19 protein-coding genes are annotated in these 20,474 nt (G+C 72.6%); 10 read left to right on the forward strand and 9 right to left on the reverse strand.

What is annotated here, in order from left to right; translation table 11 throughout:
* Positions 1–4 precede the first annotated feature (4 nt).
* The 8 genes from ACIBBD_RS32090 to ACIBBD_RS32125 are packed head-to-tail and all read right to left on the reverse strand — an operon-like array spanning position 5 to position 7,050.
* Positions 5–1,999 carry an NADH-quinone oxidoreductase subunit L gene (locus ACIBBD_RS32090; protein WP_399423072.1) on the reverse strand — a complete coding sequence of 665 codons (1,995 nt, stop codon included), beginning with the start codon at positions 1,997–1,999 and terminating at the stop codon, positions 5–7.
* A complete protein-coding gene (nuoK, locus tag ACIBBD_RS32095; protein WP_399423073.1) occupies positions 1,996–2,403 on the reverse strand; it encodes an NADH-quinone oxidoreductase subunit NuoK in 408 nt (135 codons plus the stop codon). Before nuoK ends, ACIBBD_RS32090 begins: the two co-directional genes overlap by 4 nt.
* The gene (locus tag ACIBBD_RS32100; RefSeq protein WP_399423074.1) at positions 2,403–3,044 is read right to left on the reverse strand and encodes an NADH-quinone oxidoreductase subunit J; all 642 of its coding nucleotides are present in this window, start codon (positions 3,042–3,044) and stop codon (positions 2,403–2,405) included. The genes nuoK and ACIBBD_RS32100 overlap by 1 nt, the downstream gene beginning before the upstream one ends.
* On the reverse strand, positions 3,041–3,616 hold the full coding sequence (locus ACIBBD_RS32105) for a NuoI/complex I 23 kDa subunit family protein (protein WP_399423075.1): 576 nt from the start codon (positions 3,614–3,616) through the stop codon (positions 3,041–3,043). The genes ACIBBD_RS32100 and ACIBBD_RS32105 overlap by 4 nt, the downstream gene beginning before the upstream one ends.
* A gap of 2 nt (positions 3,617–3,618) precedes the next feature.
* Positions 3,619–4,587 (reverse strand): NADH-quinone oxidoreductase subunit H, encoded by a 969-nt coding sequence (locus tag ACIBBD_RS32110; protein WP_399423076.1) that lies wholly within the window; start codon positions 4,585–4,587, stop codon positions 3,619–3,621.
* Positions 4,584–6,062 (reverse strand): NADH-quinone oxidoreductase subunit C, encoded by a 1,479-nt coding sequence (locus ACIBBD_RS32115; RefSeq protein ID WP_399423077.1) that lies wholly within the window; start codon positions 6,060–6,062, stop codon positions 4,584–4,586. The genes ACIBBD_RS32110 and ACIBBD_RS32115 overlap by 4 nt, the downstream gene beginning before the upstream one ends.
* On the reverse strand, positions 6,059–6,664 hold the full coding sequence (locus ACIBBD_RS32120; RefSeq protein WP_399423078.1) for an NADH-quinone oxidoreductase subunit B: 606 nt from the start codon (positions 6,662–6,664) through the stop codon (positions 6,059–6,061). The genes ACIBBD_RS32115 and ACIBBD_RS32120 overlap by 4 nt, the downstream gene beginning before the upstream one ends.
* Complete coding sequence (locus tag ACIBBD_RS32125; RefSeq protein ID WP_399423079.1) at positions 6,655–7,050, reverse strand: NADH-quinone oxidoreductase subunit A; 396 nt, start codon at positions 7,048–7,050, stop codon at positions 6,655–6,657. Before ACIBBD_RS32125 ends, ACIBBD_RS32120 begins: the two co-directional genes overlap by 10 nt.
* Positions 7,051–7,257: 207 nt before the next feature.
* Between ACIBBD_RS32125 and ACIBBD_RS32130 the strand changes: the two genes are divergently transcribed.
* The 6 genes from ACIBBD_RS32130 to ACIBBD_RS32155 all read left to right on the forward strand — a co-directional run bounded on the left by ACIBBD_RS32130 (position 7,258) and on the right by ACIBBD_RS32155 (position 15,963).
* The gene (locus tag ACIBBD_RS32130) at positions 7,258–8,649 is read left to right on the forward strand and encodes a sensor histidine kinase (RefSeq protein ID WP_399423080.1); all 1,392 of its coding nucleotides are present in this window, start codon (positions 7,258–7,260) and stop codon (positions 8,647–8,649) included.
* A gap of 247 nt (positions 8,650–8,896) precedes the next feature.
* Positions 8,897–10,258 (forward strand): sensor histidine kinase, encoded by a 1,362-nt coding sequence (locus ACIBBD_RS32135; protein WP_399423081.1) that lies wholly within the window; start codon positions 8,897–8,899, stop codon positions 10,256–10,258.
* A gap of 288 nt (positions 10,259–10,546) precedes the next feature.
* Positions 10,547–11,974, forward strand: coding sequence for a hypothetical protein (locus ACIBBD_RS32140; protein ID WP_399423082.1), 1,428 nt, complete (start codon positions 10,547–10,549; stop codon positions 11,972–11,974).
* Between the two features lie 66 nt (positions 11,975–12,040).
* Complete coding sequence (locus tag ACIBBD_RS32145) at positions 12,041–12,712, forward strand: LuxR C-terminal-related transcriptional regulator (protein WP_399423083.1); 672 nt, start codon at positions 12,041–12,043, stop codon at positions 12,710–12,712.
* A 250-nt stretch (positions 12,713–12,962) separates the two neighbouring features.
* Complete coding sequence (locus ACIBBD_RS32150) at positions 12,963–14,891, forward strand: 2-oxoacid:acceptor oxidoreductase subunit alpha (protein ID WP_399423084.1); 1,929 nt, start codon at positions 12,963–12,965, stop codon at positions 14,889–14,891.
* A complete protein-coding gene (locus ACIBBD_RS32155; RefSeq protein WP_399423085.1) occupies positions 14,884–15,963 on the forward strand; it encodes a 2-oxoacid:ferredoxin oxidoreductase subunit beta in 1,080 nt (359 codons plus the stop codon). Before ACIBBD_RS32150 ends, ACIBBD_RS32155 begins: the two co-directional genes overlap by 8 nt.
* 22 nt (positions 15,964–15,985) lie before the next feature.
* On the opposite strand, the gene ACIBBD_RS32160 is transcribed toward ACIBBD_RS32155, so the two are convergent.
* Complete coding sequence (locus ACIBBD_RS32160) at positions 15,986–16,393, reverse strand: winged helix-turn-helix transcriptional regulator (RefSeq protein ID WP_399423086.1); 408 nt, start codon at positions 16,391–16,393, stop codon at positions 15,986–15,988.
* 92 nt (positions 16,394–16,485) lie between these two features.
* On the opposite strand from ACIBBD_RS32160, the gene ACIBBD_RS32165 reads away from it, so the two are divergent.
* From ACIBBD_RS32165 to ACIBBD_RS32180, 4 genes are all read left to right on the forward strand, one after another.
* Complete coding sequence (locus ACIBBD_RS32165) at positions 16,486–17,340, forward strand: SDR family oxidoreductase (protein WP_399423087.1); 855 nt, start codon at positions 16,486–16,488, stop codon at positions 17,338–17,340.
* A 218-nt stretch (positions 17,341–17,558) separates the two neighbouring features.
* The gene (gene rarD / locus ACIBBD_RS32170; protein ID WP_399423088.1) at positions 17,559–18,662 is read left to right on the forward strand and encodes an EamA family transporter RarD; all 1,104 of its coding nucleotides are present in this window, start codon (positions 17,559–17,561) and stop codon (positions 18,660–18,662) included.
* A gap of 121 nt (positions 18,663–18,783) precedes the next feature.
* A complete protein-coding gene (locus tag ACIBBD_RS32175; protein ID WP_399423089.1) occupies positions 18,784–19,248 on the forward strand; it encodes a VOC family protein in 465 nt (154 codons plus the stop codon).
* A 244-nt stretch (positions 19,249–19,492) separates the two neighbouring features.
* Positions 19,493–20,446: a M28 family metallopeptidase gene (locus ACIBBD_RS32180; RefSeq protein WP_399423090.1), complete on the forward strand. Its 954-nt coding sequence runs from the start codon at positions 19,493–19,495 to the stop codon at positions 20,444–20,446.
* The last annotated feature ends 28 nt before the right edge of the window (positions 20,447–20,474 follow it).

Here is a 20,474-nt window from a genome sequence, read left to right on the forward strand (position 1 = left end):
CTGCTCACGCTCCCGTGGCGACGAGGAGGACGGCGACCGCCAGGACGACGGTGCCGGCGAGCAGCGCGCTCACATAGGTCTGGACGTTGCCGGTCTGGGCGCGCCGTACGGCGGTGCCGAGCCAGCGGGGCAGGGTGCCCGCGCCGCGTACGTAGGTGTCGACGACCTCGCGGTCGAGGAACCGGACGAGGCTCGCTGCGGCCTGCACCGGGCGGACGAACAGGGCCCGGTAGACGGCGTCGAGGTGGAAGCCGACGGCCGCGTGGCGGTGCAGCGGGCCCAGCAGGAGCCGTCCGGGGTCGGCCGGGTCGGGGGCGGAGGCGATGTCTCCGTAGGCGGGCGTGTGGGTCGCGATGGCCTCGGCCTCGACCTGCCCGGCGTCACCCTCGGGGTGGGCGGCGACCGCGCCCAGGGGTGTGCGGGCGGTGAGCGCGGTGGTGTGCCGCCAGGCGGCGTGGACGGCGAGGCCGCCGACGAGGGCGGCGCCCGTACCGAGGACGGAGGTGGTGAGGGTCGGGGCGAGGTCCTGGCCGTCGAACCAGTCGGGGAGCGAGCGGTAGGCCAGCCCGCCGAGGGCGAGGGAGGGCACGGCGAGCACCCACAGGACGACGGTCATCGGCAGCGGCTGCCGGCCGTGGTCGGGGGCCTCGGTGCCCCGGCCGCGGAAGGCCAGCAGCCACAGTCGCGTCGCGTAGGCGGCGGTGAGGAGGGCGGTGAGCAGGCCCGCGGCGAGGACGATCCAGCCCGCGGCGGCGGGGGCGTGCTCGGTGTGGCCGGTGGAGACGTGCTCGGCGGCGCCGAGGACGGATTCCTTGGAGAAGAAGCCGCTGAAGGGCGGGATCGCGGCGAGCGCGAGGAGCGCCACGGTCATCGTCCAGAAGGCGTCGGGGACGCGGTCGCGCAGGTGGCTCATGCGGGACATGGCGGCCAGCGAGTTGGTGCCGGCGGCGTGGATGATCACGCCGGCGGCGAGGAACAGCAGCGCCTTGAAGGCGCCGTGCGAGAGGAGGTGGAAGACGGCGGCACCGCGGTCGCCGACGGCCAGGGCTCCGGTCATGTAGCCGAGCTGGCCGATCGTCGAGTAGGCGAGGACGCGCTTGATGTCGTCCTGGGCGAGCGCGGCGAGACCCGAGCCGGCCATCGTGACGGCGGCCATGACGGCGAGGACGACCATCGCGGCCTGGGAGGCCTCGAACACCGGGAGGAGACGGGCGATGAAGTAGACACCGGCGGCGACCATCGTCGCGGCGTGGATCAGCGCGGAGACGGGTGTCGGGCCCGCCATCGCGTCCGGAAGCCAGGAGTGCAGCGGGAACTGCGCGGACTTGCCGGCCACGCCGGCCAGGAGCAGCAGGGCGATGAGCGTCGGGTGGTCGAGTCCGCCGTGTGCGACGGCGCCGAGGACCCGCGTGACGCGGAAGGAGCCGGCGTCGGTGGCGAGGGCGAACAGGCCGATGAGGAAGGGTACGTCGCCGAGCTTGGTGACGAGGAAGGCCTTGATCGAGGCGGCGCGGGCCTCGGGGGTCTCCCAGTAGTGGCCGACCAGGAAGTAGGAGCAGATGCCCATGACCTCCCAGCCGACCAGCAGCACGATCAGGTCGCCGGAGTAGACGACGAGGAACATCGCGGAGGTGAACAGGGAGACGAGGGCCGCGTAGGAGGGGTAGCGAGGGTCGTCGCGGAGGTAGCCGGTGGAGTAGATCTGCACGCAGGTGGCGACGAGGCCGACCAGGACGGCGACGAGGGCGGCGAAGCCGTCGATGTGCAGGGCCAGCTCGATCGGGACCGAGCCGGTGGGCGTGAGTTCGGTGGCCGCGTCGACGGCCGCGTCGCCGCCCTGGCGGACGGCGACCAGGACGGCCACGACGAGGGAGGTGAGGGTCGGCAGGACGGCGAGCGGGCGGACGAAGCCGGGGGCCGTACGGCCGAGGAGCAGGCCGGCGACGGCGCCGAGGAACGGCAGGAGGGGGACGAGGACGGCGAGGGTGGTCGTGGTCACGCGGTGGCCTCAGCCTTCTCGGTCCGCTCGGTCGGCTCGGCCGTGTGGGTGTCGCTGTCGGGGCCGTCGCCCGGGTGGCTCTCGTGGCCCTCGGCGGTGTCGCGGAGCTTGTCGATGTCCGCGGTGCCCCGGTTGCGGTGGACGGCGAGGACGATCGCCAGGCCGATGCCGATCTCGGCGGCGGCGATGGCGATGGTGAACAGGGTCAGGGCCTGGCCGGAGTGCAGGGTCTCCTCGGCGGCCCTGCTGAGCCAGACGTCGAAGGCGACGAGGTTGAGGTTGACGGCGTTGAGCATCAGCTCGACCGACATCAGGACCAGGATGGCGTTGCGGCGGGCGAGGACGCCGTACAGGCCGGTGGAGAAGAGGAGGGCGGCGAGGACGGCGGGATAGGCGAGGTGCATCAGCGGACACCTTCCGTGTCGGCCTTGTCCTCGCCCGGGTTGCGCGCGCCGGACTTGCCCGGGCCGGGCTTCCCCGCGTCGGACTTGCCCGCGCCGGGCGTCTCCGCCTTGGCCTTGCGGGAGAGGACGATCGCGCCGACCAGGGCGGCGAGGAGGAGGACGGAGAGGGCCTCGAAGGGGAGGACCCAGTGCTGGAAGAGGCTCGCGCCGGTGACCTTCGTCGAGCCGGCGGCAGGCCCGTCGAGGTCGATCCAGGTGGCGCGGAAGGCGTCGACGACGACCCAGACCAGGGCGGCCGCGGCGGCGACGGCCACGGCGAGGGCGGCCCAGCGGTTGCCGGAGTCGGCGTCCGGGGAGCGGCCGATGGGGGCCCGGGTGAGCATCAGACCGAACAGGAGGAGGACGACGACGGAACCGACGTAGATGAGGACCTGCACCCAGGCGATGAACTCGGCGGTGAGCAGCAGGTACTCGACGGCCAGGCCGCCGAGGGCGACCACCAGCCACAGGGCGGCGTGGACCAGTTGCCGGGTGGTGACGGTGACGAGGGCGGCCCCGAAGGTGACCAGGCCGACGAGGACGAAGGCGATCTCGACGCCGGTCGGGGAGAGGAAGCCGTGGGCTTCGGCTGCGAGGCTCACGCGTCCCCCTCCTGTGGGTCGGCCTGGGCGGCGGCCAGCTTCTCGGCCGTCTTGCGGGCGGCGGCGATCTCCTTGGGTTCCTCCGCGCCGGGGTCGAGGGCGGGCGGGGCCGGGACGGTCCACATCCACTCGCGGAGCTTGTCGCGTTCGTGGGTGAGGTCGCGGATGTCGGTCTCGGCGTACTCGAACTCCGGGGACCAGAACAGGGCGTCGAAAGGACAGACCTCGATGCAGATACCGCAGTACATGCACAGGGAGAAGTCGATGGCGAAGCGGTCGAGGACGTTGCGGCTGCGTTCGCGGCCGCCGGGGGTCGCCGCCGGGATCGTCTCCTTGTGGGAGTCGATGTAGATGCACCAGTCGGGGCACTCACGCGCGCACAGCATGCAGACCGTGCAGTTCTCCTCGAACAGGCCGATCACACCGCGGGTTCGAGGCGGGAGGTCGGGCTGGGTGTCCGGGTACTGCTCGGTGACGGTCTTCCTCATCATCGTGCGCAGGGTGACGGCCAGACCTTTGGCGAGGCCGCTGCCGGGGATGCGGGGCCGGGTGGGCGGGACAGGCTCGGCCATGGCTACTGGATCACCACCTTGACGATGCCGGTGAGGGCGATCTGGGCGAGGGAGAGGGGGACGAGCAGGGTCCAGGACAGCTTCTGGAGCTGGTCCTCGCGCAGTCGGGGGTAGGTGACGCGGAGCCAGATGACCAGGAAGGCGAGCAGCGCCGTCTTCAGCAGGGTCCAGACCCAGCCGAGGCCGTCGGCACCCCAGGGGCCGTGCCAGCCGCCCAGGAAGAGGACGGTGGTCAGGCCGCAGAGGACGACGATCCCGGCGTACTCGGCGAGGAGGAAGAGGGCGAAGCGGAGACCGGTGTACTCGGTGTACGCGCCGAAGATGATCTCCGAGTCGGCGACGGGCATGTCGAAGGGGGGCCGCTGGAGTTCGGCGAGGCCGGCGACGAAGAAGACGATCGCGCCGACGATCTGCCAGGGCAGCCACCACCACTCGAAGGCGTCGAGGATGCCGGGGATCGACACCGTCCCGGCCGCCATCGCCACCGAGGCGGCGGCGAGGAGCATCGGGAGTTCGTAGGCGAGGAGCTGGGCGGCGGTGCGCAGGCCGCCGAGGAGGGAGAACTTGTTCGCGCTGGCCCAGCCGGCCATCAGCGAGCCGAGGACACCCACGCCCATCACGGCGAGGACGAAGAAGACACCCGCGTCGACGACCTCGCCGACCGCGCCCTCGCTCGGGCCGATCGGGATGGCGAGGAGGACGAGGAGGTACGGGAGGAGGGCGACGGCGGGGGCGAGCTGGAAGATACGGCGGTCCGCGCCCGCCGGGACGACGTCCTCCTTCTGCGCGAACTTCACGCCGTCCGCGATCAGCTGGGCCCAGCCGTGGAATCCGCCGGCGTACATCGGGCCGAGGCGGCCCTGCATGTGGGCCATCACCTTGTGCTCGGTCTGGCCGATGATCAGGGGGAAGGTGAGGAAGACGACGAAGACGACCAGGAGTCGCAGGGCGACGTCGAGAGCGTCGTTCACTGCGGGCCTCCTTGGGGGTTCGCCGGGGGTGTGGTGTCGGGGGTGTCGTCCGTGTCGGGGGTGGGTGCCTTCTGGGGAGACGGCGCCTTCTCGGGAGACGGCTCCGCCTCGGGGGACGGCGCCTTCCCGGGAGTCGGCTCCCTGTCCGGGGCCGACGCGGGCTCCGGCGCCGACCCGGCCTGCGGGGCCGACCGGGACTCCGGCACCGACCCGGACTCCGGCACCGGCTCGGACTCCGGCCGCTCGGGGACGGTCCCTGCCGGCTTCGGCCGCTCGGAGTCGGCCCCTGCCGGCTTCGGCCGCTCGGAGTCGGCCCCTGCCGGCTTCGGCCGCTCGGAGTCGGCCCCTGCCGGCTTCGGCCGCTCGGAGTCGGGCTCCTTCCGCTGTGGTTCGTCGAAGGCCGGGCGGGCGTGGTGCCAGGGGGCGTCGGAGCTGCGGGGGCCTGCCGGGGAGGGCGGGGGCGCCGGGGACTCTCCGGCAGGCGTCGCCTCAGCGGCCGGCGTCCGCTGCGATGACGACCCCTCGCTGACGCTTCGGGACCGGCGCGGTCCGGCCGTGCTCCGGGGCGGGCGCGAAGCCGACGGTGCCGGGGCCGACGCCGCCGGGGAAGCCGAAGCCCCCCAAGCTCCCGTACCCGCCGTACCCGTCGACGGCGCGGGCGTCGTGGCCCCTGCGGCCGTCGGAGCAGAGGTGCCCCCGGTCACCGCGCCCGACGTGGGTTCCGTGCCCGTCGCGGGTTCCGGCGTCGCCGCCTGGCTGACCGAGCCCTCGGCCGCCGTGCGCGTCCGCCGTACCGGGCGCTCTCCGGCTGCCCGCGCGGGACGTTCCGCGGTGCCCCGGGCCGGTCGTTCGCCGGCCGCGCGGCCCGCCGCCGCGCCCCGGGCCGGGCGGGCCGGGGCAGGCGGGAGCTGGCCCTTGAGGGGGCCCCACTCGTTCGGGTCGGGGACGCCAGGGGGGAGCATCTGGCGGCGCTTGGGGCCGCCGTGCTCGGACTCGCCGGGTTCCTTGGCGCCGGGCCAGGCCTTGGCGACGCGCGCCGCGAGGACGAAGTCCTTGCGGAGGGGGTGGCCTTCGAAGCCCTCCGGGAGCAGCAGGTGGTCCAGGGCCGGATGCCCCTCGAAGACGACGCCGAACATCTCGTGGGTCTCGCGTTCGTGCCAGGCGGCGCCCGCGTAGACGTCGACGGCTGAGGCGAGGGTGGGGGCCTCGTGCGGGACCGTCGTGCGCACCAGCAGCCGGCGGACCGGCGAGAGGGCGACGACGTGGGCGGAGACGCGGAAGCCGGTGCCCGGTTCGTCGACCGCGCTGAGCCAGTCGAAGTAGGTGCAGCCCAGACGGTCGCGGGCCGTCTCCAGCGCCGTGGTCCAGGCGGCCGGGGGGACGTCCACCGTCAGGACGTCGTACGCCTCCTCGGCCGTGGCGTCCGGGCCGAAGAGCTCCTCGGCGGGGGTGGGCAGCCAGCCGACGGAGGTCATCGGTCCGCCTCCCCGGAAACGCCGGACGGCGGCTGGACCAGACCGCTCTGCAGCGCGGCCGTCGACGGGCGGGACGTGCCGTACCGCTCGCCCAGCGACTCGCGGGCGATCTTCTCCTGGAGCTTGAGGATGCCCTGGAGCAGCGCTTCGGGGCGGGGCGGGCAGCCGGGGACGTAGACGTCCACCGGGATGATCTGGTCGACGCCCTTGGTGACGGAGTACGAGTCCCAGTAGGGGCCGCCGCAGTTGCTGCACGCGCCGAAGGAGATGACGTACTTCGGCTCGGGCATCTGCTCGTAGAGGCGCTTCACGGCCGGGGCCATCTTGTCCGTGACCGTGCCCGAGACGACCATGAGGTCGGCCTGGCGCGGGCCGGGGGCGAAGGGGATGACGCCCAGGCGGATGAAGTCGTGGCGGGCCATCGACGCGGCGATGAACTCGATCGCGCAGCAGGCGAGGCCGAAGTTGAAGACCCACAGGGAGTAGCGGCGGCCCCAGTTGAGGACGACCTTCATCGGCTCGGGGGCGAGGCGGGCGAGGGCGCCCAGCCGCTTGGGCTCCGGGAGGTACACGGGCTCGGAAGGAGCGGGGGTCACGTCCATGCCAGGACGCCCTTCTTGTAGGCGTACAGCAGGCCCACGGCCAGGAAGCCGAGGAAGAGGAACATCTCCACGAGGGTGGTGGCGCCGTAGCCGGGGGCCGCGAAGACCGTCGCCCAGGGGAAGAGGAAGATCGAGTCGACCGCGAAGATCACGTAGAGGAAGGCGTAGACGTAGTAGCGGACCTGGGTGTGGGCCCAGCCCTCGCCGACGGGGTCGACGCCGCACTCGTACGTCAGGAGCTTCTCGGGGGTCGGGACCACGGGGCGCAGCAGGCGGCCCGCGCCGAAGGCGACCGCGACGAACAGCACGCCGACAGCGGCGAGCAGTCCGACGACCGCGTAGGAGTGGAAGTAGTCCGACGCGACGACGACCGTGGAATCCCTCAACGTTTCGTGCGACGTCTGCGGCACCGTCCGTCCCTCGCTCCCCGACCTCGGCCTGTTCGACGATCTGTACGCACGGGAGTCTAGGGCCTGATAAAAGCACGGTAAGCAGCCCGTCTCGCCCGGGGCAACGGGGGTGGGGCTTTCCCCAGGCGACGGAAGGGGCGTACTGCATGGCGCGGCGGCGCGCCGCGCGGCACGCTAACCCATATGACCGCATCCCAGTCTGCCCCCGGAGCCGGGCAGCACCACTCCTCCCCCAGAGCCGGGCACCCGCCCGCTCCCGAAGCCGGACACCCGCCCCTTCCCGGATCCGGGTACCCGCCCGGCCCCGCCGCGGTGCGCCCGCCCGTCGTGTCCGTGCCGGTGGCCGTGCCGGTGCCCGGCCGGGGGGCGGTGGGGCGCGAGGACCGCCTGCCGCCGGCCCGTCTCGCCTACGACGCGCACACGTGGAAGGAGATCGCGCATCTCCTGGCGAACCTGCCGATGTCGCTCTTCGGCTTCACGTACGTGATGACGGTGCTGTTCACCGGCGCCACGTTGACGCTGACGGTGGTCGGACTGCCGCTGCTCGCGCTGGGGCTGCTGGGGGCGCGGCTGATCGGCCGGTTCGAGCGGGGGCGGGCGCGGCTGCTGCTCGGGGTACGGGTCGACGAGCCGAGCCCGCTGCCGTTACGCCGGGCGGGCAACGTCTTCCAGGGGATGTGGCTGGCGCTGAGGGACCCGGTGGCCTGGCGGACGGTCCTGTACGACTTCATCCGGCTGCCGTGGGGCCTCGTCACGTTCACGGTCGTCTTCACCTCGCTGTTCGTGCTGTGGCCGGTGCTGCCGTTCGTGGCGCGCGGGCTGGCCAACGCGGACCGCGCGATGGTCCGTGCCCTGCTGTCCCCGTCCGACGAGCTGGAGCGGCGGATCGCCGAACTGGAGTCCGACCGGGGGGTCGTGGTCGACACGGCCGCCGCCGACCTGCGGCGCATCGAGCGGGACCTGCACGACGGGGCGCAGGCCCGGCTCGTCAACCTGGCGATGGGCCTGGGCCTGGCCAAGGAGAAGCTGCTGGAGGACCCCGACGCGGCGTCGGCGATGGTCGAGGAGGCGCACGGCGAGGTGAAGCTCGCCCTGCAGGAGCTGCGGGACCTCGCCCGGGGCATCCATCCGGCCGTCCTGACCGACCGGGGCCTGGACGCGGCGCTGTCGTCGGTGGCGTCGCGGTGCACGGTGCCGGTGACGGTGACGGCCGACCTGCCGTCGAGGCCGGCGCAGGCCATCGAGGGCATCGCCTACTTCACCGTCTCCGAGCTGCTGCAGAACGTCAGCAAGCACAGCGGGGCGCGGTCGGCCTCCGTCGACGTGTGGCGGGTGGAGAACCGGCTGCTCATCCAGGTGTCGGACGACGGCCGGGGTGGTGCGCGGCTCGACGGCGGCACGGGGATGCGGGGGCTCGCGGAGCGGCTGGGCGCCGTGGACGGCCTGTTCGTCGTGGACTCGCCGCCGGGCGGCCCGACGACGGTGACCGCCGAGCTGCCCTGGCGGGACCGGACGGAGCAGCCGGGCCGGACGGATCAGCCGGACCGGCCGAGCCGGCCGAAGCGCGCGGGGTAGGGAAAACCCCCCGTCCAAGACGCCGACGGACTCCATGGTCCGTGCACCCGCCACCGAGCAGGCTGGAGGTAGGGGGCGACACCTGACGAACGCCCGGCTGCGACGGGCGGGCGGAACCCACGGTCCGCGGCCCACCGGGTCCGCGGCCCACCGTGACCAACCGGGAGCGGCCCACCGGGGCCGGCCCGCCGACCGTCGGGAACCCGCCGACACCCCGCGGACGAGACGAGTAGAACGGACGACGCCGATGGCCACGCAGTACAGCGAGTACGGGGAGTTCACCCGGTACACGGACGGGTCCGCGCACGGTCCCGGCGACGGACGCCGGCACCGGCTGCCGCTCGCGCTGCGGGCGCCGGTCGAGGCGCGGGCCTGGCGCGAGTTCGCCTATGTGCTGCTGGGCCTGCCGATCAGCGTCGTGCTGTTCGTGTTCGCGGTGACGATGCTGTCGCTGGGCGCGGGGCTGCTGGTGACGTTCCTCGGCATCCCGGTGCTGGCGGCGGGGCTGGCCGGCTGCCGGGGCTTCGGGGCGGTGGAGCGGACGCGGGCGCGGGCCCTGCTCGGCCTGGAGGTGGCCACGCCCGAGCCGCTGCGGCCGCGCGCGCGGGGCGCGCTGGCCTGGATGGGCGCGATGCTCAGGAGCGGCACGTCCTGGCGGCACGTGCTGTACGCGGTGCTGCACCTGCCGTGGGCGGTGTTCTCCTTCTCCGTCGCGGTCGCCTTCTGGGCGTACGGCTGGGCGATGCTGACGTATCCGCTGTGGTTCTGGCTGTTCCCGATGTACGGCGGGCAGGGCGGGCTCCAGCTGTACGGGGACGAGCAGCACCGGGTCTACCTCGACAACCCGTTCGAGATCACCGTGACCGCATTGGTGGGTCTGCTGTTCACGCTGGCCACGCCGTGGATCGTGCGGGCGCTGACCACCGTGGACCGGGTGATGGTGCACGGACTGCTGGGGCCGTCCCGGCTGGCGTCGCGGGTGGTGGAGCTGGAGTCCGACCGGGGGGTCGTGGTGGACGCGGCGGCGGCCGACCTGCGGCGCATCGAGCGGGACCTGCACGACGGGGCGCAGGCGCGGCTGGTGGCGCTGGCGATGGACCTGGGGCTGGCGAAGGAGAAGCTGCGCGAGGACCCGCAGGCGGCGGCACGGATGGTGGACGAGGCACACGGCGAGGTGAAGACGGCGTTGCAGGAACTGCGGGACCTGGCGCGGGGCATCCACCCGGCGGTGCTGACCGACCGGGGCCTGGACGCGGCGCTGTCGGCGGTGGCGTCCCGGTGCACCGTGCCGGTGCAGGTGGAGGTCGACCTCACGCAGCGGCCGGCGCCGGCCATCGAGGGCATCGCCTACTTCACCGTCTCCGAGCTGCTCCAGAACGTCAGCAAGCACAGCCGGGCGCGGTCGGCCTCGGTCGACGTGTGGCGGGTGGAGAACCGGCTGATGGTGCAGGTCGTCGACGACGGCGTGGGCGGCGCGGACACCTCCGCCGGGTCGGGCCTCGCGGGCCTGGCCGGCCGGCTGGACGCGGTGGACGGAATCCTGGTGGTGGACTCACCCGTGGGCGGCCCGACCCGGGTGACGGCGGAACTGCCGTGGCGGTCGGTCTAGCCGGGGACGGCGACCGGGTCCGGCCCCGGTAGGTGCTGCGGGCGGGGCGGCGATCGGGTCAGGCCCCGGTAGGTATCACCCGCCGAGGCCGCGATCGGGTCCGGTCCCGGTAGGCAGCACCACCCACCAGGACCGCGGTCGAGTCCCACCCCGGTAGGCACCACCCACCGGCACCGCGGCCTCCTCTCCGTCGGGCCGGTTGGCGATCGGGCACGCGCCCTGGCACGCTGCTTCCCCTTCGTGCGGATCGGGGGCGGTGCGGTGGCCGGGTACGGGATTCTCGGGCGGATGCGGGGGCGGGCGAACGGGCGGCGGGCGATGGCCCCCGGGCCGCTGCCGGTGGACGGCGGTGCGGCGACCGCGCCGCCGGCGACGGGTACGCCCTTCGACCACCGGGTGCGGGTCCTGGTGGAGATACGCGACGACCCCGACGAGATCGCGCTGGCGCAGGAGGTCGTCGGGGGGTTCGGGTGGCCGATGCGGGCGCCGAGGGCGGGTGAGGGCCCGGCGGGGGGTGTGGCCGCCTCGCACGTGGCCCGGGTGGTCGAGGTACGGCTGCTGGGGGCGCGGCGCGGGATCGCCGCGCAGGCGGCGCACGAGCTGGACCGGCTGGCCCGCGGCACCGGGCTCTCGCTGGTCGTGCGGGAGGCCGCGCTGATCCGCAGGGCGGAGGAGCCGGGGCAGGAGTGGGAGGTCGTGCCGGTCGCCGTCTCCCCGCGGGAGCGGGTGCGCGCCTTCTTCGCGGGCGGCGACAAGGACGACCGGCCAGAGCACGTCATCTGTGTGCCGGCCGGGTCGTCGTCCCCGACGCCGGACATCGCCTCCCTGTCCACCGCGCTCGACCCCCAGCCGTTCGTCGCGGCCGAGTACCGGCTGCGGCGCCTGACCTTCCGGCCGTCGATGGCGGCGCTGCTGGTCGTCGGCCTCGGTCTGCTGGGCACGGTGGGCCTCGGGAGCCTGATCCACGTGACCGACCTGACGCCGGGGACGGCCCGGAGCCTGATCCGGCCCCTCGCTCTCGCCCTCTGCCTGACGCTGGCCTGCAGCGTGGGCTCGTTCGGGCTGGCGCACGCCGTCCGCTACTCCACCGCGCTGCGCCTCGCCCTGCCGTGGACCCTCCCGCTGGCCCTGCCCGTCCTCCTGGCCGGCGTGCCCCGGGTCGGCGGTGTCGTCCAGGACAGGTACCTCGCGCACTTCGACCTCCCCGGCGATCCCGTGACCACCGGCTGGTGGGACTCACTGCGGGCCGGTGTGTTCACCTGTCTGTGCGCGCTGGCCGGTTTCCTCCTGCTCGTCGGGACAGCGGGCTTCGTGCACCGCCTCGGCGCGCGGGCCGGTGCCCCGTTCTCGCACTCCCTGCTGCTCGGCGCCCTGTACGGCACGGTCGCGGCGCTCCTGCTGTCGGTCGTGGCCGTCGGCCGGGTCGACGTCGTCGCCGCGGACGACCGGCACGCCCTCGCCGAGGGCCGCACCCCGGACGGCCTGTACGGCCTCGAACCCGAGTTCGTCTGCGTCCGCCCCACCACGAGGACACCCCCCGTCTACGGCACCCTCCCGCCCGCCACCCGCCCCGTCGTCACGTTCGGTCCGTCCGGTGACCGGGTCTCCCTCTGGGACCCGGAAACCGGCCAGTCCCTGAGCATGCGGCTGGAAGACGCCGTTTTCGTGCCGGCCGGGACGCAGAAGGGCCGGTCGGTCTGTCCACAGGCCCGGTAGAGAAGCGCGATTAGCGCGATACTGAGGGCCGACGACGGACGCGGGTGCGCTGGGGGGCCGGAATTCGTGGAGGACAGGGTGCGGGTGGTCATCGCCGAGGATTCGGTGCTGTTGCGGGAGGGGCTGACCCGGTTGCTGACCGACCGGGGGCACGAGGTGGTGGCGGGGGTCGGGGACGCCGAGGCGCTGGTGAAGACGATCAGCGAGCTGGACGCGGAGGGTGCGCTGCCCGACGTCGTGGTCGCCGATGTCCGGATGCCGCCCACGCACACCGACGAGGGGGTGCGGGCCGCCGTGCAGCTGCGCAGGGCGCACGCGGGGCTCGGGGTGCTGGTGCTGTCGCAGTACGTGGAGGAGAGGTACGCCACCGAACTGCTGGCCGGTTCCAGCCGGGGCGTGGGCTATCTGCTCAAGGACCGGGTGGCCGAGGTGCGGGAGTTCGTGGACGCGGTGGTGCGGGTCGCGCGCGGTGGTACGGCCCTGGACCCGGAGGTGGTGGCGCAGCTGCTCGGGCGCAGTCGTAAGCAGGACGTGCTCGCGGGGCTGACCCCGCGGGAGCGGGAGGTCCTGGGGCTGATGGCCGAGGGACGGACGAACTCGGCGATCGCCAGGCAGCTGGTGGTGAGCGACGGAGCGGTCGAGAAGCACGTCAGCAACATCTTCCTCAAGCTCGGCCTGTCCCCCAGCGACGGCGATCACCGGCGGGTGCTCGCGGTCCTCACGTACCTGAATTCCTGAAGCCGGTGCTGTCGGCGTGCGGTCGGCCGGCCGGTGTGTGACACGAGAACCGGCGGGTCGGCCGGAGCGTCTTTCCGGCACAGTGCCGGAGGGCGGGAAATCATGGCCAGTCGGGGCGCCGGGCCGTCTCGGGACGGTGTCCGTCATACGAATGGCCGAGGGAAGGCGACCCTTGCAGACGTAGGGTTGATCCAGGGAGGGCCTTCGGGAAGGCCCTCCCGGACAGCCACCTCGAGGGAGGTCCAGTTCAGTGACCAGTCAGGTCAGCAGCCCAGCGGAACAGGCCGACGAGACCGTCGTGGGAGAGCAGCGCAAACCGGGCGGGACGAAGGATGTCCGTCGTCTCGACCGGGTGATCATCAGGTTCGCGGGGGACTCCGGTGACGGTATGCAGCTCACCGGCGACCGCTTCACCTCCGAAACGGCGGCGTTCGGCAACGACCTGTCGACCTTGCCGAACTTCCCCGCCGAGATCCGCGCGCCCGCCGGCACCCTCCCCGGCGTCTCCTCGTTCCAGCTGCACTTCGCCGACCACGACATCCTCACCCCGGGTGACGCGCCCAATGTGCTGGTCGCCATGAACCCGGCGGCCCTGAAGGCGAACATCGGCGACGTGCCGCGCGGCGCGGAGATCATCGTCAACACCGACGAGTTCACCAAACGGGCGATGCAGAAGGTGGGCTACGACAGCTCACCGCTGGAGGACGGGTCACTCGACGGCTACCAGCTCCACCCGGTGCCGCTGACGACACTGACCGTCGAGGCTCTGAAGGACTTCGACCTCACCCGCAAGGAGGCCGAGCGCAGCAAGAACATGTTCGCGCTCGGCCTTTTGTCATGGATGTACCACCGGCCGACGGAGGGCACCGAGAGGTTCCTGAGGTCGAAGTTCGCGAAGAAGCCGGACATCGCGGCCGCCAACATCGCCGCCTTCCGCGCCGGCTGGAACTTCGGCGAGACCACCGAGGACTTCGCCGTCTCCTACGAGGTCGCCCCGGCGGCGAAGACCTTCCCGGTCGGCACGTACCGGAACATCTCCGGGAACCTCGCGCTGGCCTACGGCCTGATCACCGCCTCCCGTCAGGCGGATCTGCCGCTGTTCCTGGGCTCGTACCCGATCACCCCGGCCTCGGACATCCTGCACGAGCTGAGCAGGCACAAGAACTTCGGCGTGCGGACCTTCCAGGCCGAGGACGAGATCGCGGGCATCGGGGCGGCGCTGGGGGCGGCCTTCGGCGGGTCGCTCGCCGTGACCACGACGTCCGGTCCGGGGGTGGCGCTGAAGTCGGAGACCATCGGGCTCGCCGTCTCCCTGGAGCTGCCGCTGCTGGTCGTGGACATCCAGCGTGGCGGGCCGTCCACCGGGCTGCCGACCAAGACCGAGCAGGCCGACCTGCTCCAGGCGATGTACGGCCGCAACGGCGAGGCCCCGGTCCCGGTCGTCGCGCCGTGCACGCCGGCCGACTGCTTCGACGCGGCTGTGGAGGCCGCCCGGATCGCGCTCACCTACCGCACGCCGGTGATGCTGTTGTCCGACGGCTACCTCGCCAACGGCTCCGAGCCCTGGCGGATCCCGGAGCTGGACGAGCTCCCGGACCTCAGCGTGCAGTTCGCGCAGGGCCCCAACCACACCCTGGAGGACGGCACCGAGGTCTTCTGGCCGTACAAGCGCGATCCGCAGAGCCTGGCCCGGCCGTGGGCGGTCCCGGGCACACCGGGCCTGGAGCACCGCATCGGCGGCATCGAGAAGGAGGACGGCACGGGCAACATCTCGTACGCCCCCGCCAACCACGACTTCATGGTCCGCATCCGCCAGGCCAAGATCGACGGTATCGACGTCCCGGACGTCGAGGTCGACGACCCGCACGGGGCCGGAACCCTGGTCCTGGGCTGGGGATCCACCTACGGGCCCATCACCGCCGCCGTACGACGGCTGCGGGCGGCCGGGGAGTCCATCGGGCAGGCGCATCTGCGGCACCTGAACCCGTTCCCGAAGAACCTGGGCGCGGTGCTGAAGGCGTACGACAAGGTCGTGATCCCCGAGATGAACCTCGGCCAGCTCGCCACCCTGATCCGGGCCCGGTATCTGGTCGACGCGCGCTCGTACAACCAGGTCAACGGCATGCCGTTCAAGGCGGAACAGCTCGCCGCGGCGCTCAAGGAGGCCATCGATGGCTGAGACGTCCACGGAGGCCACGGGCACGATCGAGGCCCTCTCGCTCGTGCCGAAGGCCGAGGCCAGACAGTCCATGAAGGACTTCAAGTCCGACCAGGAAGTGCGCTGGTGCCCCGGCTGCGGCGACTACGCGATCCTCGCCGCGGTCCAGGGCTTCATGCCGCAGCTGGGCCTGGCCAGGGAGAACATCGTGTTCGTCTCCGGCATCGGCTGCTCCTCGCGCTTCCCGTACTACATGAACACCTACGGCATGCACTCCATCCACGGACGGGCACCCGCCATCGCGACGGGCCTGGCCGCCTCCCGGCGGGACCTGTCCGTCTGGGTGGTCACCGGCGACGGCGACGCCCTCTCCATCGGCGGCAACCACCTCATCCACGCCCTGCGCCGCAACGTCAACCTCAAGATCCTGCTGTTCAACAACCGGATCTACGGCCTCACCAAGGGCCAGTACTCCCCCACCTCCGAGGTCGGCAAGATCACCAAGTCCACGCCGATGGGCTCGCTGGACGCGCCCTTCAACCCCGTCTCCCTCGCCATCGGCGCCGAGGCGTCCTTCGTGGCACGCACCATCGACTCCGACCGCAAGCACCTCACGGAGGTACTGCGCCAGGCCGCCGCCCACCCGGGCACGGCACTGATCGAGATCTACCAGAACTGCAACATCTTCAACGACGGCGCCTTCGAGGCCCTCAAGGACAAGCGGTCGGCCGAGGAGGCCGTGATCCGGCTGGAACACGGCCGGCCGATCCGGTTCGGGAGCGACCTGTCGAAGGGGGTCGTGCGGGACACGTCCACCGGCGACCTGAGGGTCGTCACCGTAACCCCGGAGAACGAGGCCGAGGTGCTGGTCCACGACGCGCACTCCGCGTCCCCGACCACCGCCTTCGCGCTGTCCCGGCTGGCCGACCCGGACACCCTGCACAACACGCCGATCGGGGTCTTCCGCGCCGTCGAGCGGCCGGTCTACGACACGCAGATGGCCGAACAGCTGGACGCCGCGATCGAGCAGCGCGGCAAGGGCGACCTGGCGGCGCTGCTGGCCGGCGGGGACACCTGGACGGTCGTCGGCTGAGAGAGGCCGGACCCGTCGTGGATCACGAGGCCCGGGACGTCGGTTCCCGGGCCTCGTCGTATGCCCGGCGGGCCTTCTCGACGTCGGCCATGCGCTCCCGCGCCCATCCGGCGAGCCCGCGCACCTGTTCCGCCGCCTCACGGCCGAGGTCGGTGAGGGAGTAGTCGACGCGGGGCGGGATGACCGGCTTGGCGTCGCGGTGGACCAGGCCGTCGCGCTCCAGGGTCTGGAGGGTCTGGGTGAGCATCTTCTCGCTGACGGCCCGGCCGAACCGGCTGATCACCCGGCGCAGCTCGCTGAACCGATGCGGGCGGTCGAGCAGTTCGATCAGGACGAGGACGCCCCAGCGGCTGGTGACGTGCTCCAGGACGAGACGGGACGGGCACATGCCCCCGGAGTCCGGCGCTTCCCCCTGCATGCTTACGGTCATGCCAGTACCTTACTTCAAAGTGGGTACTTTCGCATAGTTAGCGCAACTCCTAGGGTTAGTGCCAGACCGCACCCCCCAAGGAGTTGTGAACCATGAGCATCGTCGTCACCGGAGCCACCGGCCACCTGGGCCGCCACGTCGTGGAGCAGTTGCTGGAGAAGGTTCCGGCCGAGCAGATCACCGCCGTCGTGCGGGACGAGGCGAAGGCCGCCGATCTCGCGGCCCGTGGGGTGAGGCTCGCGGTCGCCGACTACAACGCGCCCGAGACCTTCGACGGCCTGTTCGCCGCCGGGGACAAGGTGCTGCTGATCTCGGGCAACGAGTTCGACAAGGGCCGCCCGCGGCAGCACCAGGCCGTCATCGACGCCGCCGGGGCGGCCGGGGTCGCGCTGCTCGCGTACACCAGCGCTCCGGGTTCCCTGACCGCCGCGCTGGCCGACGACCACCGCGCCACCGAGGAGGCCCTGATCGCCTCCGGCCTGCCTTACACGCTCCTGCGCAACGGCTGGTACCACGAGAACTACACCGAGCAGCTCGCCCCGGTGCTCGAACACAACGCGGTCGTCGCGGCCGCCGGTGAGGGCCGGGTGTCCTCCGCCGCCCGCGCGGACTACGCCGCCGCCGCGGTGGCCGTACTGACCGGTGAGGGCCACGAGAACAAGACGTACGAGCTCGGCGGCGACGAGGCGTGGAGCTTCGCCGAGTACGCGGCGGAGCTGAGCCGGCAGACCGGCAGGGAGATCGGCTACAGCGCCGTGTCCACCGAGGCCCTGACCGGCATCCTGACCGGCGCCGGGCTGCCCGAGCCGCTCGCCGCGGTACTCGCCGGGGTCGACGCGTCGATCGAGAAGGGCGAACTGGTCGTCTCCACCGGCGACCTCTCCCGCCTGGCCGGCCGCCCGACCACCCCGCTCTCCGAGGCGATCACGGCGGCGCTCAAGGGCTGACCTCACGGGCCTCACGGGCTGACCTCACGGGAGCCCGGCCAAGGGGCCGGAACCCGTCCGGCTCCCGGGCGGCGTCCGCCCTGACGGCCCTCCGGCCCGAGCACCCCCGCCTGTCATGACCGTATGCCGATACGGGCATGACAGGCGGGGGTGCTCGGCGTTACCTTCGTGCACGCATGCCCACGCACCACGCATGCCTGTCGTCAGAAGGAGGGCCGATGGCCGGGACGTCTAAGGGTGAGGGCCGGACCGGCCTGCTGAACGGCTTCGCGGCCTACGGGATGTGGGGGCTCGTCCCCCTCTTCTGGCCCCTGCTCAAGCCCGCCGGGGCGGCGGAGATCCTCGCCCACCGGATGGTGTGGTCCCTGGTGTTCGTCGCCGTCGCGCTGGTCGTCGTGCGGCGCTGGGCGTGGGCGGGTGAGCTGCTGCGACAGCCGCGCCGGCTGGCACTGATCGCGGTCGCCGCCGCCGTGATCACCGTCAACTGGGGCGTCTACATCTGGGCCGTGAACAGCGGGCACGTCGTGGAGGCGTCCCTCGGCTACTTCATCAACCCCCTCGTCACCATCGCCATGGGCGTGCTGATCCTGAAGGAGCGGCTGCGGCCCGTGCAGTGGGCGGCGGTCGGCGTCGCCTTCGCCGCCGTGCTGGTCCTGACCGTCGCCTACGGCCGCCCGCCGTGGATCTCCCTCTGCCTCGCCTTCTCCTTCGCCCTCTACGGGCTGGTGAAGAAGAAGGTCAACCTCGGCGGCGTCGAGTCCCTGACCGCCGAGACCGCGATCCAGTTCCTGCCCGCCCTCGGCTACCTGCTGTGGCTGTCCGCCGACGGCGGCTCCACCTTCGCGAGCGAGGGCGCCGGGCACGCCGCCCTGCTCGCCTCCACCGGCATCGTCACCGCGCTCCCCCTCGTCTGCTTCGGCGCGGCGGCGATCCGCGTGCCGCTGTCCACGCTGGGCCTGCTGCAGTACCTGGCGCCGGTCTTCCAGTTCCTGCTCGGCGTCCTCTACTTCGGCGAGGCCATGCCGCCCGAGCGCTGGGCCGGGTTCGCGCTGGTCTGGCTGGCCCTGACCCTGCTCACCGGGGACGCGCTGCGCACCGCACGCCGGACGGCCCGCACGCTCGCCGCCGGGACCGGTACGCCCCGCGCCGTCCCGGCGACGGGCGTCGCCGACGCCGTACGGACGGCGGACAGCGCACCTTCCGGGCGGGAGGCACCCACGGCGCCCGCCCCGTCCTCCGTCACCGCCCCGTCACCGGTCACCGAGCCGTCCCGGAACACCGAGCCGCAGTCCGCCGAGCCGTCACCGATCGCCAAGCCGTAGCGGGAACTCGCGCCGACGGGCGGGAGGTTGTACGCGAGGACGCGCGGCGGCGGGTCGTGCACGACGACGCGCGGCAGGCGGAGGCGTGGGTTCAGGGCGCCCGGAGCCTATAACTGGTGGCATGACGCAGACACCCGCACCCGTGCACTGGAAGCTCGTCGTCGACAGCGCCGACCCGCACGCCCAGGCCGACTTCTGGGCCGCCGCGCTGCACTACGAGGTCGAGGACAACAGCGCGCTCGTCGAGCGGCTGCTGGAAGCCGGGGCACTGCCGGGCGAGGCGACGGTGGAGTTCCACGGCCGGCCCGCCTTCCGGGACCTGATCGCCGTACGGCATCCCGAGGACCCGTTCGACGCGGACAGCGGGACCGGGCTGGGGCGGCGGTTGCTGTTCCAGCGGGTGCCGGAGGCCAAGTCGGTGAAGAACCGGCTGCATCTCGATCTGCATCCCGGCGACGGGCGGCGCGAGACCGAGGTCGAACGGCTGACGGCGCTGGGGGCGAGCGTGCTGCGGGAGGTGAGGGAGCCGTCCGGGAGCTGGGTGGTGATGGCGGATCCGGAGGGCAACGAGTTCTGCGTGCAGTGAGCGCGTGCGCCCGGTGCGCGCACCCGGGGACGGGTACCGCGTGCGCGCGCCCAGGCACGTCCGGCGGGCACGTACCGGGCGCGTTCACCGGGCAGGCGGACGCGCTCCGCTATCTGAACTGACTGTCCAGATAGCCCTCTTGACGGAGAGTTGGCCACAGCTTCACCATCCAGGCACCCCATTCACTGCGGGTTCCCCGTGGCCACCCCATGGGGAGCCCCTGCGGAACTCGGAGCCCCCCACCATGAAGCTCTCCGTCTCCGGGCGGGCGACGGCGGCCGCCGTCGTCGCCGCCGCCACGCTGCTCGCCACCGGATCCACAGCCGGCGCGGCGCCCGCCCCCGAGCCCGCCACGGTCGCCGCGGCCCCCGACATCCCGGTGGCCGACGTCAAGGCGCACCTGACCCAGTTGCAGTCCATCGCCACCGCCAACGGCGGCAACCGCGCCCACGGCCGCACCGGCTACAAGGCCTCCCTCGACTACGTGAAGGCCAAGCTGGACGCCGCCGGATTCACCACCACCGTCCAGCAGTTCACCGCCTCCGGACGCGTCGGCTACAACCTCATCGCCGACTGGCCCGGCGGCGACGCCAACCAGGTCGTCATGGCCGGCTCGCACCTCGACAGCGTCAGCTCCGGCGCCGGCATCAACGACAACGGCACCGGCTCGGCGGCCGTCCTGGAGGCCGCGCTGACCGTGGCCCGTACCGACTACCAACCGACCAAGCACCTGCGGTTCGCCTGGTGGGGCGCGGAGGAACTCGGCCTGGTCGGCTCGCGGTACTACGTCAACAGCCTGTCCGCCGCGAACCGGGCCCGTATCAGCGGCTACCTCAACTTCGACATGATCGGCTCACCGAACCCCGGTTACTTCGTCTACGACGACGACCCGGCCATCGAGAAGACGTTCAAGGACTACTTCACCGGCCTCGGCGTCCCGACCGAGATCGAGACCGAGGGCGACGGCCGCTCCGACCACGCGCCCTTCAAGAGCGCGGGCGTCCCGGTCGGCGGCCTGTTCACCGGCGCCGGCCGCACGAAGACCGCGGCACAGGCGGCCAAGTGGGGCGGTACGGCCGGGCAGGCCTTCGACCGCTGCTACCACTCCTCCTGCGACACCACGGCCAACGTCAACGACACCGCGCTGAACCGCAACGCGGACGCGCTCGCGTACGCGGTGTGGACACTGTCGGCGTAGACCCGCGGGATGCACCGTCGGGGTGGAA

Origin of the sequence: Streptomyces sp. NPDC051315, from assembly GCF_044455165.1 — a bacterium.
In the GTDB taxonomy this organism is placed as follows: domain Bacteria; phylum Actinomycetota; class Actinomycetes; order Streptomycetales; family Streptomycetaceae; genus Streptomyces.

Coding starts and splice junctions, on each gene's coding strand:
- ACIBBD_RS32160 (WP_399423086.1), bottom strand. CDS start 16,393: ATGACCGTAAGCATGCAGGGGGAAGCGCCGGACTCCGGGGGCATGTGC.
- rarD (WP_399423088.1), top strand. CDS start 17,559: ATGGCCGGGACGTCTAAGGGTGAGGGCCGGACCGGCCTGCTGAACGGC.
- ACIBBD_RS32140 (WP_399423082.1), top strand. CDS start 10,547: ATGCGGGGGCGGGCGAACGGGCGGCGGGCGATGGCCCCCGGGCCGCTG.
- ACIBBD_RS32165 (WP_399423087.1), top strand. CDS start 16,486: ATGAGCATCGTCGTCACCGGAGCCACCGGCCACCTGGGCCGCCACGTC.
- ACIBBD_RS32120 (WP_399423078.1), bottom strand. CDS start 6,664: ATGGACGTGACCCCCGCTCCTTCCGAGCCCGTGTACCTCCCGGAGCCC.
- ACIBBD_RS32135 (WP_399423081.1), top strand. CDS start 8,897: ATGGCCACGCAGTACAGCGAGTACGGGGAGTTCACCCGGTACACGGAC.
- ACIBBD_RS32155 (WP_399423085.1), top strand. CDS start 14,884: ATGGCTGAGACGTCCACGGAGGCCACGGGCACGATCGAGGCCCTCTCG.
- ACIBBD_RS32180 (WP_399423090.1), top strand. CDS start 19,493: ATGAAGCTCTCCGTCTCCGGGCGGGCGACGGCGGCCGCCGTCGTCGCC.
- ACIBBD_RS32175 (WP_399423089.1), top strand. CDS start 18,784: ATGACGCAGACACCCGCACCCGTGCACTGGAAGCTCGTCGTCGACAGC.
- ACIBBD_RS32130 (WP_399423080.1), top strand. CDS start 7,258: ATGACCGCATCCCAGTCTGCCCCCGGAGCCGGGCAGCACCACTCCTCC.
- ACIBBD_RS32115 (WP_399423077.1), bottom strand. CDS start 6,062: ATGACCTCCGTCGGCTGGCTGCCCACCCCCGCCGAGGAGCTCTTCGGC.
- nuoK (WP_399423073.1), bottom strand. CDS start 2,403: ATGCACCTCGCCTATCCCGCCGTCCTCGCCGCCCTCCTCTTCTCCACC.
- ACIBBD_RS32105 (WP_399423075.1), bottom strand. CDS start 3,616: ATGGCCGAGCCTGTCCCGCCCACCCGGCCCCGCATCCCCGGCAGCGGC.